The following is a 12501-nucleotide window of genomic DNA, read 5'->3' on the forward strand; positions in this document are numbered from 1 at the left end:
TACGTTAAAAATTTGTTTGAACCCTGTGATAAAACAGGGATTGTTTACGTTCACTTGAACGCTCAAGCACCGTCAGCATGAACAATCATTTCTAATGATTCACACCTTTCATTACAGACTCGCCAGGGTGGCTGAACTGATTCTTCGAATTGAACCATCCGTCAGTAATTTCGACTGCTCTGGGTCATGCCCATAGAGTACAAATGCGCCTTTGGACTTTAGCTGCTTAAACAAATTAAAGTTATTAATCATTCCTTGAGCATCATTGACCACCATGGCATCGGGGAGTGTCATCTTTTCAAGAGAGGCCTTTAAGTAGCACGCATCTGCAGTAATGACGACCGCTTTACCCTCTACATTGACTTTCAGTGACTGGTGCCCGGGTGTGTGCCCAAAACTAGGAATCAGTACAACCGAACCATCACCAAACAGATCATGTTCGCCATCAATTTCGAGGCGGTCGTGACCTAAATCATAATGGCGAGGTGCATATATTTCTTTTTCAATATTTTCCTCATTCTTAGCCGCTTCCCACTCACGCTTTTGAATAACCAATCGTGCATTAGGGATACACGCATTACCCCCACAATGATCGAAATGCAGGTGAGAGTTAATGATAAAATTAATTTTCAATGGGTCGACACCGAACGCTTCCAAGCGTTTAGCTACATCCTCACCCGGTACAAAATTAACCGTGGTTAAATCAGCAAAAACCCCCAGTGATTTTTTGACCACGTCTGGATCGCTCGATTGCAAAGGCAACTCAAGGCCCGTATCAAACAACACAGTACCTTTAGGATGCTCGACTAAATAGCACGGCACTGGAATAGCGAGATCACCTGTTTCACCCGCCATAAAAAAACCATAAGGCATCGTGATCCAGCCACATGTCATTGCATATAATTTAACGTCTTCCATCGCAATAGCCCTTTACGTGATGATGGTCAGCCTGCCCGATTTATCAGGTAGTTACCAGGCAGCCCGGTAGATCGCCTCGATATCTGCAGGCGTGAGTTTGCGGGGGTTATTGCGCATCAACCGATCAATCGTGCTGGCCTCCTCGGCCATCGGTGCCAAAGCGTCCTGCGGAACGTTGAAAGCGCGAAGGCCGGTGGGAATGTCTACGGCAGCACACAGTTCAGCCATCGCATCGACACTGGCGTCTGCAGCCTGACTATCGCTTAAACCGGCGATATTCACGCCCATTGCCTGAGCGACGTCGCGAAGACGCTCCGTACAGGCAAGCTTGTTCCAGCGCATTACATAGGGCAGCAGCAAAGCGTTGCTAACGCCGTGTGCTATGTTGAAGCGCCCCCCCAGCGGATAGGCCAGCGCATGTACTGCCCCCACGCCTGCGTTTCCAAACGCCATGCCGCCCATCAGGCTCGCCGTAGCCATGTCTTCCCGAGCAACAAGATCATCGGGGTTGGCATACGCTTTAGGCAAAGCGCGGGCAATTAACTTGATGGCGCCGAGCGCAATGGCATCGGTGATCGGCGAGCGATTGATCGAAAGGTACGCTTCGATCGCATGCACAAGCGCATCGACACCGCTGGCAGCGGTTACGCTACGCGGGCAAGTGCGCGTCATAACTGGACTCACGAGAGCAACGTCAGGCAGCAGGTAGTTGCTCACAATGCCTTTCTTGAGCTGCGCTTTTTTGTCGGAGAAGATCGCCACGTTAGTGACCTCCGAACCCGTGCCGGCAGTAGTAGGAATCGCGATCAGCGGAGGTCCCTTGCGGCTTACTTGATCGACGCCGAACAGCTCGGCCAGGGTGCCGTCATGTCCTGCGAAGGCCGCGACACCTTTCGCGATGTCGATAGCACTTCCACCGCCCAGCCCAATGAGCCCATCATGGCCACCCTCGCGAAAGGCGCGGGTACAATCTTCGACCAAACTGATTTCAGGCTCTGGTTGAACGTGGTCATAGAGGCCATACCGACGGCCACCCAGGTGGGCCAAGGCGAGGTCAACGGTGCCCGACTTGACCAGGATCGCATCGGTCACGATTAATGGATTATTAACTTTCAGCCGGGTCAACTCAGCGTCCAGGTGTTCAACCGCGCTGGCGCCAGTCAGGAGTTTATTGGCGATTTGAAAGGCAGAAACACTCATCGGCTCGTCCTCGTTTTTTTATTTGAGATGAGCCAAGAGATAACAAAACCTGTGCCAAATTCTTGAAAGGCCCGTGTTTGCTGGGCTTTGCCTCGTTTCTGCTAGCCTCAGACACGGCTAGCGATCACGATTTCAATCGGAAAAACGGCTGTCGATCAGAAACCTAATCAGACCTCTCCCAGCGTTTCATCTTCTGGACGATGGTTGCCTGGCTTACCCCGAGCGCTTTGGCTGCTAGGCGCGTGGTCTTGTGTACGCGCATTGCTGAAAGAATCGCGATCCGCTCTGCATTTTCTAGAACCTTGCGCAGCGGCAGGCGATTCTGATTCAAGCGATCATCGTGAAGGTTGAGAATTTCCTCAGGGAGATCCAAGGCCTCAATCGTGTCACTTTCGCAGACAACTACCAAACGCTCGACCAGGTTGATCAATTCGCGAATATTTCCAGGCCATGCATACTCGCAGAGCAGATCCAGGGTCTCTAGCCCCCACGTCATGTTGCGCTCATAGCGCTCGTTGAACTGCCTTAGGTAATGCTCCAACAGCGTGGAGATCTCTCCGGCACGCTCACGAAGCGCGGGAATGTGGATGGGCACCACGTTCAGTCGATAGTACAGGTCAGCACGGAACAACCCCTGCCCTACCCTCTGTCGCAAATCATGGTGGGTGGCGCTTATGATTCGGACATCTACTTCGCGCAATTCAAGCCCACCCACTGGTATGAACTGGTTGTCCTCGATAACCTTCAGAAGCTTGACCTGAAGCGACAATGGAAGATCGCCAATTTCGTCAAGGAACAACGTTCCGTGATTTGCCAGCTCTAGGAGCCCCCGCTTCCCTTTGGCCGCTGCGCCAGTGAACGCCCCTGGCGCGTAGCCAAACAACTCCGCCTCGATCAGGTTTTCTGGCATTGCTCCGCAATTGAGCGGTATGAAAGGTTCCTTAGCCCGAGCGCTGGCATTGTGGATGTACTGAGCGACGAGGCTTTTGCCGACACCGGTTTCCCCTAACAGCAGCACCTTCACGTCACTGCCTGCTACACGTCGTGCCTGTGCGAAAAGCGGGCCTGTTTGCGCCTGGTCAAAGACCAGCGAAGATTGAGCCAGTTTTTCATATTTTCCAGCATTCAACTGCGCTGTGCTCTGACGCAGCTTCTTGAGCCCAGCGAGTTCATCCCTTTCATGCTTCATGCGCAGAAGCTCGGTCATGTCACGTACGGCGCTGACGACGTAGCTGATGCGACGATCCTGGAAAATAGGTGTTGCGCTCACCAGCAGCTTCTTCCCGTTACTGAGGCTCTGCATAACGGAAACCGGAGCGCCTTGCTGGAGTACGCGTAAGGATGCGGATTGCGAAACGACACCGTCGCGTACCAGGTCGTGCATGCTGCGTCCAATGAGCTGATCGCTCTGCAGTCCAGTCAGACGCTCGTACGCGCTGTTTACCTTAACGGTAATTCCTACCCCATCCGTGATGTAAACACCGTCGTGCAGTGCGTTCAGAATCGTATCGAAGGTTTGATCAGTGAAGTTCACAGCGACGCTCTGAGCTAGCAAAAACGTTAGTGTAAGACGTTTGCTCGCGCAGTGACCCTACACTTTCAGAGATAGCGGCAGGCGTGAAGCCATGCTACCGCGGGACACGCCCGCGCCTACCGGGGGTTCAGCACTCGACGAAGGCAACCGCCAGGCCGCCGCGCGAGGTCTCCTTGTAGTTGGCATGCATGTCGGCGCCGGTGTCGCGCATGGTGCGGATCACCCGGTCCAGCGAGATGAAGTGTTCGCCGTTACCGCGCAGGGCCATCTGCACGGCGTTGATAGCCTTGACCGCAGCAATGGCGTTGCGCTCGATGCAAGGCACCTGGACCAGGCCCCCGACCGGGTCGCAGGTCAAGCCCAGGTTGTGTTCAAGGGCGATTTCGGCGGCGTTTTCCACCTGCATGGGCGTTGCGCCCAACACGTCTGCCAGCCCCGCCGCGGCCATGGCACAGGCAGACCCCACCTCGCCCTGGCAACCGACTTCGGCACCCGAGATCGAGGCGTTTTTCTTGCACAGGATGCCCACGGCAGCGGCGCTGAGCAGGAAGTCGACAATGTCGTTGTCGCAGGTCTCGGGGTTGAACTTCATGTAGTAGTGCAGCACGGCGGGGATGATGCCCGCGGCGCCATTGGTAGGCGCGGTCACCATGCGCCCGCCGGCGGCGTTCTCTTCGTTGACCGCCAGCGCAAACAGGTTGACCCACTCCATGGCACTCAGGGTCGAGCCGATCACGTTGGGCTTGCCCAGTTCCTGCAAGCTGCGGTGCAACTTGGCGGCACGGCGCTTGACGTTCAGCCCGCCCGGCAGGATGCCCTCGTTGCGCAAGCCGTTGTCGACACACTCGCGCATGGCCGCCCAGAGCTTGAGCAAGCCGCTGCGCACCTCGGCCTCCGGGCGCCAGGCGCACTCGTTGGCCATCATCAGCTCACTGACGCGCAACTGGTGCTGCTTGCACAGCGCCAGCAACTGCGCGGCACTGTCGAAATCGTAGGGCAACTGCACCTGCTCGGCGGTGTCCTGTGCCTGGCCGATCTGCGCGGCCTCGACGATAAAGCCACCGCCCACCGAGTAGTAGGTCTGCTGCAGCAGGCAACCGTTCTCGCTGCTGGCTTCCAGGGTCATGGCGTTGGGGTGGTACGGCAGGCTTTCTTCGAGCAGCAAGAGATCACGGCTGCACTCGAAGGCAATCGCGTGGCTGGCGTCGAGCAGCAGCGTCTGGCTGGCGTTCAATTGCGCAATGCGCGGCTCGATGCTGTGCGGGTCGATCTGGTCCGGCCACTGGCCCATCAGGCCCAGCAGGCAAGCGCGGTCGGTGGCATGGCCCACGCCGGTGGCCGACAGCGAGCCATACAGGCGAACCTCCACCCGACTCACCTGTTCCAGGAGGCCCTGCTCGCGCAAAGCCCTGGCAAAGGTGGCAGCCGCCCGCATCGGGCCTACGGTATGGGAGCTGGACGGCCCGATACCAATCTTGAAAAGGTCGAAAACACTGATAGCCATGCTAATGCCTGCACGCTCAAGCGACGACTGTCACCCTGCGGCGTTGTGAAAAAATTGATGGGTGTCGCGAAGTTGCGCGATACTGCCCGGTCACCGTGGCATTGACCAACGAATCTTTCTAAGCAAGCCTTTAGCAGCACTAAACAATGAGACGACAGATGAATGGCCAGATGTATGTCTGGCTCCACGTGTTTTCCTGTGCGGCGCGGCACCTGTCGTTCACCCGCTGCGCCGAAGAACTGCACATCACACCCGGTGCGGTGAGCCAACAAATCCGACAACTGGAAGAGCGCCTGGGCTTTCGCCTGTTCTTGCGCCGCGCCCGTGGCGTGGAACTGACGGCCGAAGGCCAGCGCCTGGCGCAGACGGTCAGCGAAGCCTATGGCAGCATCGATGCCGAATTGCGCCGCCTGGATGCCGGCGAGATTCGCGGCACCCTGCGCCTGCGCTCGATCCCCTCATTCCTGGCCAAGTGGCTGACCCCGCGCCTGCCGCGCCTGCAGCAACGCTACCCGGATATCCAGTTGCGCCTGGTGGCCGAAGACAGCAGCCAGGCCCTGCACGAGGGCGACTTCGACCTGGCCATCGACCTCAACGACGGCAGTTACCCGGGCATGCATTCAACGCCGCTGCTCGATGAGCAGATCTTCCCGGTCTGCTCCCCGGCCCTGCTTCGCGGCCGCCCGCCGCTGCATGGGCCAGCGGACCTTGCGCACTATCCATTGCTGCACGACATTACCGCCTGGCGCGGCAGTTCCGAGTTCGCGGAATGGGAGTTCTACCTGCAGGGAATCGGCGCCGGCGACCTGGATGTACGCCGCGGCCATACCTTCAACCGCAATCATTTGACCATCGAGGCGGCCATTGCCGGGATTGGCGTGGCGATTGCCCGGCGCACCCTGCTCAATGACGAGCTCGAGCGCGGTGCGCTGATCGTGCCGTTCGGCTCGGCCATCGCCAACCACAAGCGCTATGTATTGCACTACCCGCCCGGCGGCCTGGCGCATCCCGGCGTGCGGGCGGTACACGACTGGCTGGTGGAGGAAGCAGGCGGCTTCCGCACCCTGCACACGCCGACATAACGATCAACCCGGCCGTTCGCGCTCTACCTGGGCTGTACGCAACCATTGATTGAACTGCTGGGCGGGCATCGGCCGGCCGATCAGGTAACCCTGTCCGTGGTCGCACCCGGCGTTGCGCAGGAATTCGTATTGCTCGCGGGTTTCGATGCCCTCGGCAGTGATGCGAAAACCCAGGGCATGCCCCAGGTCGATGATTGCCCGAGTAATCGCCACGCCGTCGTCATCGCCCGGCAGGTCCTTGATGAAGGCGCGGTCGATCTTCAAGTGATCGATCGGCAGCATCTTCAGGTACGCCAGCGACGAGTAGCCGGTGCCGAAATCGTCCACCGCCGTGGCCACGCCCAGGTGCTGCAACTGCGCCAGCACTGCACAGGCGTGTTGCTGGCTTTCCATTAACAGGCTTTCGGTGATCTCCACCTCGAGCATGCTCGGCTGCAAGTCGAAGCGCTGCAGGGCCTGGGTCAGGCTGGCGACATAGTCGCTGCGCTCGATCTGCAAGGCCGCCACGTTGATCGCCACCGGGCCTGGCAGGCAATCGGCACTGCGCCAGGCGGCCAACTGCGCACACACCAGCTCCAACACCCGCTCGCCCAACGGGATGATCAGCCCGCTGCGTTCGGCCAGGGGGATGAACTCGGCAGGCGACACCAGCCCGTGCTCGGGGTCATGCCAGCGCAGCAACGCTTCGGCCCCCTCGACACGACCGCTGAACAGATCGACCTTGGGCTGGTACCACAGTTCGAACTCGTTGTGCTGCAAGGCACGCCGCAAGGCGCGCTCCAGGCACAGTTGCTGCTGCAGGCGCAGGGTCATGTCCGGGTGGTAACGGCGCCAGGCATTGCGGCCGCTTTCCTTGGCCGCGTACATCGCCGTGTCGGCATGGCGCAGCAGTTCATCGTCGCTGTATCCGTGGGCCGGGTACCAGGCCAGGCCGATGCTGCCGGTAACCAAGGCCGTGTTGCCATTGAGTTCGAAGGGCTGTTGCAGTGTTTGCAGCAGGCCCTGCACCCGGGCCACACATGACGATTCGGTGCCGACCAGAAAAAAGGCGAACTCATCGCCGCCCAGGCGGCATACGCAGTCGCCAGGGCCGATCATTCGGGCAAAGCGCGCCGTCGCCTGCTGCAACAGCAGATCGCCCATGTGATGGCCGAGGCTGTCGTTCACCTGCTTGAAGCCATCGATATCCAGCAACAGCACCGCCAGGGATTCTGTATCGACGATGGCGCTGCACAAGCGCTGCTGGAACAGCAAGCGATTGGGCAATCCGGTGATGGCGTCATAATGCGCCAACCGCTCCAGTTGCGCCTGGGACTGCTTGAGTTCGCGATTGCGTAAATTGATCAGGTGGTTGCTGCGGTTAAGCTGGGCAACGAACAGGCTGAACAGCCCCGTGCATGTCAGGGCGAACAGGAACAACGGCGAGGCGAACAGGCTCATCGACGGCCAGCCACCCAGGGGGCTGGCCGCCAGTTGCCAGAGCCCACCGGGCACATCGACATTGACGGTGACCGGATGGCGCTCGAACAACAGCGGGTCGCCCCAGATCATCCCGCCCACCGCGCCCTGGCCGTCGGCACCGCGCAGGGCCAGCTCGAAACCCGGGTCCAGGTCCAGCCCCGCGGCGCTCAGCAGGCGGTCGATGTCGGCAACGATGGAGACATTGCCCCAGTACAGCTTTACGCCTTTATGGCCCTTGAGAAACACCGGTCGCCGGTAGATCAGCCCGCGTCCGCCCTGGTACAGCTGCAACGGCCCGGCCAGCACCGGGCTGTAATGCTCTCGCGCACGCTGGAGCAACGGGTATTGAGCCGGCAGGTGGCGGTAGTCGACGCCGATCAGGCTCTGGTTGCCGTGCAGTGGGTAGACATCGATAACTTCATCGCCGGGTGCGATGGAGATATGGCGAATGTGCGGTACCGAGGCGATGGCCTGGCGGGCCATGTCGTGAAAGTGCTCGGGAGTAATCTGCCCGTCGGCGCTGATGAGCTGGGCGATGCCTTCGGTCTCGCCAAACGCCGAGCGCAACTGGGCCTCAAGCGCAGCACGCACACCGGATAAGCGCGCACTGGCATTGGCGATCACTTCGCTTTCCTGGCGCTGCACATCGAGGCGGCCGAGCGCTACCGATAAGCCGATGCCGATCAGGGCAAAGCCGATCGGCAGCAGGCGATTGAGGGTGGAGCGCAGACTCCTGGGCAGGACCAGACTGTCATCAAGGGCGAGGATTCTTGTGCTCATAGGTCCATTATTTGCGCAGGCTTTATGCGTTATCGGCGTTCTGGACGCAAAATTGAGCGAGGCTGGCTTTTTTTAGCGCGCTGGCGTTATGCTCAAACTGAAACGTTTCACCCATTATAGAAAAAGAGGTGCTGCGCCCATGGACCGTCTGCTCGATTCGCTCTTTCCCACCGCCAACGAGATCCCCGAGGCGTACCGCCTGGGCGAGCCGCTGGAGCAAACGGAGTACCTGGTCAACGGCCAGTTGCAGCGCTGGGACGGCCCCCTGGCCACGGTACGCAGCCCGGTCTGGCTCAAGGAAGGCGATCAGGAAACACAAGTGATCCTCGGTAAAACGCCGCTGCTCGATGCCGACACCGCCCTCACCGCCCTGGACGCCGCCGTACAGGCCTACGACAAGGGCCGTGGCGCCTGGCCGACGATGCGCGTTGCCGAGCGTATCCTGCACGTCGAGACCTTCCTGGCCAGGATGCGCGAACAGCGCACTGCCGTGGTCAAGCTGCTGATGTGGGAAATCGGCAAGAACCTCAAGGACTCGGAAAAGGAGTTTGACCGTACCTGCGACTACATCGTCGACACCATCGGCGCGCTCAAGGAGCTGGACCGGCGCTCCAGCCGGTTTGAGCTGGAACAGGACACCCTCGGCCAGATTCGCCGCGCGCCATTGGGCGTGGCGCTGTGCATGGGCCCTTACAATTACCCGCTCAACGAGACCTTCACCACCCTGATCCCGGCGCTGATCATGGGCAACACCGTGGTGTTCAAACCGGCCAAGTTCGGCGTGCTGCTGATTCGCCCGCTGCTCGAAGCCTTCCGCGACAGCTTCCCGGCCGGCGTGATCAACGTCATCTATGGCCGCGGCCGCGAAACCGTCAGCGCATTGATGGCCAGCGGCAAGGTGGATGTGTTCGCCTTCATCGGTACCAACAAGGCCGCCAGCGACCTGAAAAAGCTCCACCCACGCCCGCACCGCCTGCGCGCGGCGCTGGGCCTGGACGCCAAGAACCCGGGGATCGTGTTGCCCGAGGTCGACCTGGACAACGCTGTCAACGAAGCCGTCACGGGTGCCCTGTCGTTCAACGGCCAGCGTTGCACGGCGCTGAAGATCCTGTTCGTGCATGAGGCCGTGGTCGAGAGCTTTCTCGACAAGTTCCAGCGCAAGCTGGCTGCGCTCAAGCCGGGTATGCCCTGGGAACCGGGCGTGAGCCTGACGCCGCTGCCGGAAGCCGGCAAAATCGACTACCTCAATGGCCTGGTGGCCGATGCCATCGACAAAGGCGCCCGGGTCATCAATGAAGGCGGCGGAGCCAGCCGTGGCTCGTTCTTCTACCCGGCGCTGCTGTACCCGGTGAATGCCCGGATGCGCGTGTACCAGGAGGAGCAATTCGGCCCGGTGGTGCCGGTAGTGCCTTACCGCGACCTGCAGACGGTGATCGACTACGTGCTCGACTCGGACTTCGGTCAACAACTGAGCATCTTCGGCACCAGCCCGGCCGAGGTCGGCCGCCTGGTCGACACCTTCGCCAACCAGGTCGGGCGTATCAACCTCAATGCCCAGTGCCAGCGTGGTCCGGACACCTACCCATTCAACGGGCGCAAGAACTCCGCCGAAGGCACCCTCTCGGTTCACGATGCGCTGCGGGTGTTCTCGATCCGTACCCTGGTGGCCACCAAGTTCCAGGAGAGCAACAAGCAATTGATCAGCGACATCATCCGCAACCGCGATTCGAGCTTCCTGACCACCGACTACATTTTCTAGTTGCCGTCCGTCCAGCGCCGAAGATTTTGATTTGCCCAATGGCCGAAACTGTACAAGCATACAGTTTCGCGCCATTAACCCACGGCGCTTTTAAGGAGGATCTATAAAATGGCCGTCAAACCAATCCCCGAAGGACAACACAGCATCACCCCCTACCTGGGCATCAAGGATGCCGCCAAAGCCATCGACTTCTACAAGGCCGCGTTCGGTGCGGTCGAGATGTTTCGCCTCGACGGCCCCGACGGCCGCGTCGGTCATGCAGAGCTGAAGATCGGCGACTCCTCGATCATGCTCGCCGACCCCTGCGACCAGGCCGGCGGGCTGACCAGCAGCCAGTCACTGGGCGGCGCTGCCATTGGCCTGCACCTGTATGTCGAGGATGTCGATGCACGCTATGCCCAGGCCATCAAGGCCGGTGCCACCCAGGTCAGTGCCGTGCAAGACCAGTTCTACGGCGACCGCAGCGGCACCCTGAAAGACCCGTTCGGCAACCTGTGGTTCGTCTCCACCCACAAGGAAGACCTCACGGTGGAAGAAATCCGCGCCCGCGCAGCGAAACTGTTCGCCGGGCAGTAGCCTCGAATGCCCGGCGGGCGAATGGCCGCCAGCCGGGCTTTGCATTAAGGTGGCAGGCACAGGAAGGCTGGCCAGGATTGTCCATGAGAATCATCGAGAAGAACGCCGCGCTGGTGCGCACCCTCACCCCCGCCGAGGACGACCTGCTGCGCGGCTTTGTGCAGGGCAGCCTGGAGGGTCCGCGCCTGCTGCAAGCCAACCAACTGCTGCTCAAGGTCCGCGCCGCCGGGCACTGGCTGGCCTGTGACTGCCTGCCCCAGGCGATGCCGATACTCAACGTCAACCTCAACAGCAACACCGGCACGCTGTTCTTGAAGAACAATCCCGGTACCGCCGAGCATGACCCCGACTGTGTGTTCATCAAGGATGAGCGCGAAGCCGGGCGTGCCGAGGATGTCGACAGCCTGCCCGCCACCTGGCTCCCCCCCGATACGCCACTGCGCCTGATCGGTGAGTTTTCGCGCGCCACCGCCGGCACGGGCCAGGAAGGCAGCGGCGGTGAGAAGCGCGAGCAGCAGCGCCTGTTGTCGCTGCTGTTGACCCTGATCGAGGCCAGTGGCCTGAACGTCTATGCCACCCACCTGAAAAAAGACCTCACCAGCCAGTTCGCCGAACTGCGCAACGTGGCCAGCCGCTACCCGCTGATCGAACGCGTTCCTGCCAGCAACTACCTGGAAACCCGCCTGGACATGAAGCACATGATGATGCTCAAGGCCCGGCTGCGTGACTCCAGCGCCTTTGGCAACCATCGTCGCTACGGGCTGATGCTCGACTGCGTCAATCAGATCAAGACCCGCAAGGTGTACAACGAGCGCAGCGAAGACGGCTTCGACTTCCAGGGCCATCACCTGCTTTGGGGTGGCAGCAAGACCCCGGGTCCGTTGCTGGCCCTGGCGATCTACTCCCCCGCCACCGCCGGCAGCCACTTCTATGAACTGATCCATGTCGCCAGCGTGCCGGTGCTGTCGCGCGGCCAGTTTTTCCCGGTGTATCGCGACGAGGAACGCGAGCCACTGAAGATGCTCGTCTCATTGATCGATTGGATGGCCAGCAAGGGCGTGAGGGTGATCATGCGCCGTCCGGTGATCGGCAGCCAGGGTATGGATACCCTGGTACTGAGTGCCGACCAGGACCGGGTGCTGTCGATTTCACTGACCGAGCAGCCGCTGGGGCCGGAGCCCGAAGGCGAGACATTCAAGCGCTATGCCGACTTCAAGAGCCTGGATACCTTCCGCAAATACGTCGCGGGGTTCTTCATGCGCGGGCGCGAGTAGCGCCGCTGGTCGCCTGCATCGCACCCCGGGCGAGTGTGGCGGCCCAATGTCTGGACAGTTCATGAAAAGGAGTTTGGCCATGACCCGCAGCGCACTTGCCGCCCTGATATTCACCGCCTTGCTCGGCACCCAGGCTTTTGCCGGCAGTACAGGCCCCACCAACCCCAACCCCGACACTGCTCCGGCGACACCGGCGCTGCCGGGGGTCAACACGGGCACCAATCCCACCGATACCCCGCTGCCCAACGGCACCGACCCTCGAACCCAAGGCAATGACAACGGCCGACAGGGCGGTGTCGAGACCGATGGCACCCGGCGTGAGCCCCGCGATGGAACGGGGTCGGAGAATGGCGATCACGGCAGGGAGGGTGGAACCGGGACAGGCAGCTACTAGGCAGTACGACCGCTACGTG

General features: G+C 60.5%; 10 protein-coding genes. 5 read left to right on the plus strand and 5 right to left on the minus strand.

What is annotated here, in order from left to right; genetic code table 11:
- Positions 1-111: 111 nt before the first annotated feature.
- The 4 genes from H621_RS27680 to H621_RS0126480 all read right to left on the minus strand — a co-directional run bounded on the left by H621_RS27680 (position 112) and on the right by H621_RS0126480 (position 5156).
- Complete coding sequence (locus H621_RS27680) at positions 112-918, minus strand: N-acyl homoserine lactonase family protein (protein WP_036990454.1); 807 nt, start codon at positions 916-918, stop codon at positions 112-114.
- A 51-nt stretch (positions 919-969) separates the two neighbouring features.
- Positions 970-2118 (minus strand): iron-containing alcohol dehydrogenase, encoded by a 1149-nt coding sequence (locus tag H621_RS0126470; RefSeq protein WP_028946266.1) that lies wholly within the window; start codon positions 2116-2118, stop codon positions 970-972.
- Between the two features lie 163 nt (positions 2119-2281).
- Positions 2282-3652 carry a sigma-54 interaction domain-containing protein gene (locus tag H621_RS0126475; protein ID WP_028946267.1) on the minus strand — a complete coding sequence of 457 codons (1371 nt, stop codon included), beginning with the start codon at positions 3650-3652 and terminating at the stop codon, positions 2282-2284.
- A gap of 127 nt (positions 3653-3779) precedes the next feature.
- Positions 3780-5156 carry an L-serine ammonia-lyase gene (locus H621_RS0126480; RefSeq protein ID WP_028946268.1) on the minus strand — a complete coding sequence of 459 codons (1377 nt, stop codon included), beginning with the start codon at positions 5154-5156 and terminating at the stop codon, positions 3780-3782.
- Between the two features lie 146 nt (positions 5157-5302).
- On the opposite strand from H621_RS0126480, the gene H621_RS0126485 reads away from it, so the two are divergent.
- Positions 5303-6238, plus strand: coding sequence for a LysR substrate-binding domain-containing protein (locus H621_RS0126485; protein WP_028946269.1), 936 nt, complete (start codon positions 5303-5305; stop codon positions 6236-6238).
- Positions 6239-6241: 3 nt separating this feature from the next.
- On the opposite strand, the gene H621_RS0126490 is transcribed toward H621_RS0126485, so the two are convergent.
- Positions 6242-8479 (minus strand): putative bifunctional diguanylate cyclase/phosphodiesterase, encoded by a 2238-nt coding sequence (locus tag H621_RS0126490; RefSeq protein WP_028946270.1) that lies wholly within the window; start codon positions 8477-8479, stop codon positions 6242-6244.
- 139 nt (positions 8480-8618) lie between these two features.
- On the opposite strand from H621_RS0126490, the gene H621_RS0126495 reads away from it, so the two are divergent.
- The 4 genes from H621_RS0126495 to H621_RS0126510 all read left to right on the plus strand — a co-directional run bounded on the left by H621_RS0126495 (position 8619) and on the right by H621_RS0126510 (position 12482).
- The gene (locus tag H621_RS0126495) at positions 8619-10238 is read left to right on the plus strand and encodes an NADP-dependent glyceraldehyde-3-phosphate dehydrogenase (protein ID WP_028946271.1); all 1620 of its coding nucleotides are present in this window, start codon (positions 8619-8621) and stop codon (positions 10236-10238) included.
- A 108-nt stretch (positions 10239-10346) separates the two neighbouring features.
- Positions 10347-10814 (plus strand): VOC family protein, encoded by a 468-nt coding sequence (locus H621_RS0126500; protein WP_028946272.1) that lies wholly within the window; start codon positions 10347-10349, stop codon positions 10812-10814.
- A gap of 83 nt (positions 10815-10897) precedes the next feature.
- Positions 10898-12088: a hypothetical protein gene (locus H621_RS0126505; protein ID WP_028946273.1), complete on the plus strand. Its 1191-nt coding sequence runs from the start codon at positions 10898-10900 to the stop codon at positions 12086-12088.
- A gap of 79 nt (positions 12089-12167) precedes the next feature.
- The gene (locus H621_RS0126510) at positions 12168-12482 is read left to right on the plus strand and encodes a hypothetical protein (RefSeq protein WP_028946274.1); all 315 of its coding nucleotides are present in this window, start codon (positions 12168-12170) and stop codon (positions 12480-12482) included.
- The last annotated feature ends 19 nt before the right edge of the window (positions 12483-12501 follow it).

Origin of the sequence: Pseudomonas vranovensis DSM 16006 (assembly GCF_000425805.1) — a bacterium.
GTDB lineage: Bacteria > Pseudomonadota > Gammaproteobacteria > Pseudomonadales > Pseudomonadaceae > Aquipseudomonas > Aquipseudomonas vranovensis.

Excerpts from the sequence above, each read along its gene's own strand:
- H621_RS0126510 (WP_028946274.1), top strand. The coding sequence starts at position 12,168 with ATGACCCGCAGCGCACTTGCCGCCCTGATATTCACCGCCTTGCTCGGC.
- H621_RS0126495 (WP_028946271.1), top strand. The coding sequence starts at position 8,619 with ATGGACCGTCTGCTCGATTCGCTCTTTCCCACCGCCAACGAGATCCCC.
- H621_RS0126490 (WP_028946270.1), bottom strand. The coding sequence starts at position 8,479 with ATGAGCACAAGAATCCTCGCCCTTGATGACAGTCTGGTCCTGCCCAGG.
- H621_RS0126485 (WP_028946269.1), top strand. The coding sequence starts at position 5,303 with ATGAGACGACAGATGAATGGCCAGATGTATGTCTGGCTCCACGTGTTT.
- H621_RS0126480 (WP_028946268.1), bottom strand. The coding sequence starts at position 5,156 with ATGGCTATCAGTGTTTTCGACCTTTTCAAGATTGGTATCGGGCCGTCC.
- H621_RS0126470 (WP_028946266.1), bottom strand. The coding sequence starts at position 2,118 with ATGAGTGTTTCTGCCTTTCAAATCGCCAATAAACTCCTGACTGGCGCC.
- H621_RS0126505 (WP_028946273.1), top strand. The coding sequence starts at position 10,898 with ATGAGAATCATCGAGAAGAACGCCGCGCTGGTGCGCACCCTCACCCCC.
- H621_RS0126500 (WP_028946272.1), top strand. The coding sequence starts at position 10,347 with ATGGCCGTCAAACCAATCCCCGAAGGACAACACAGCATCACCCCCTAC.
- H621_RS27680 (WP_036990454.1), bottom strand. The coding sequence starts at position 918 with ATGGAAGACGTTAAATTATATGCAATGACATGTGGCTGGATCACGATG.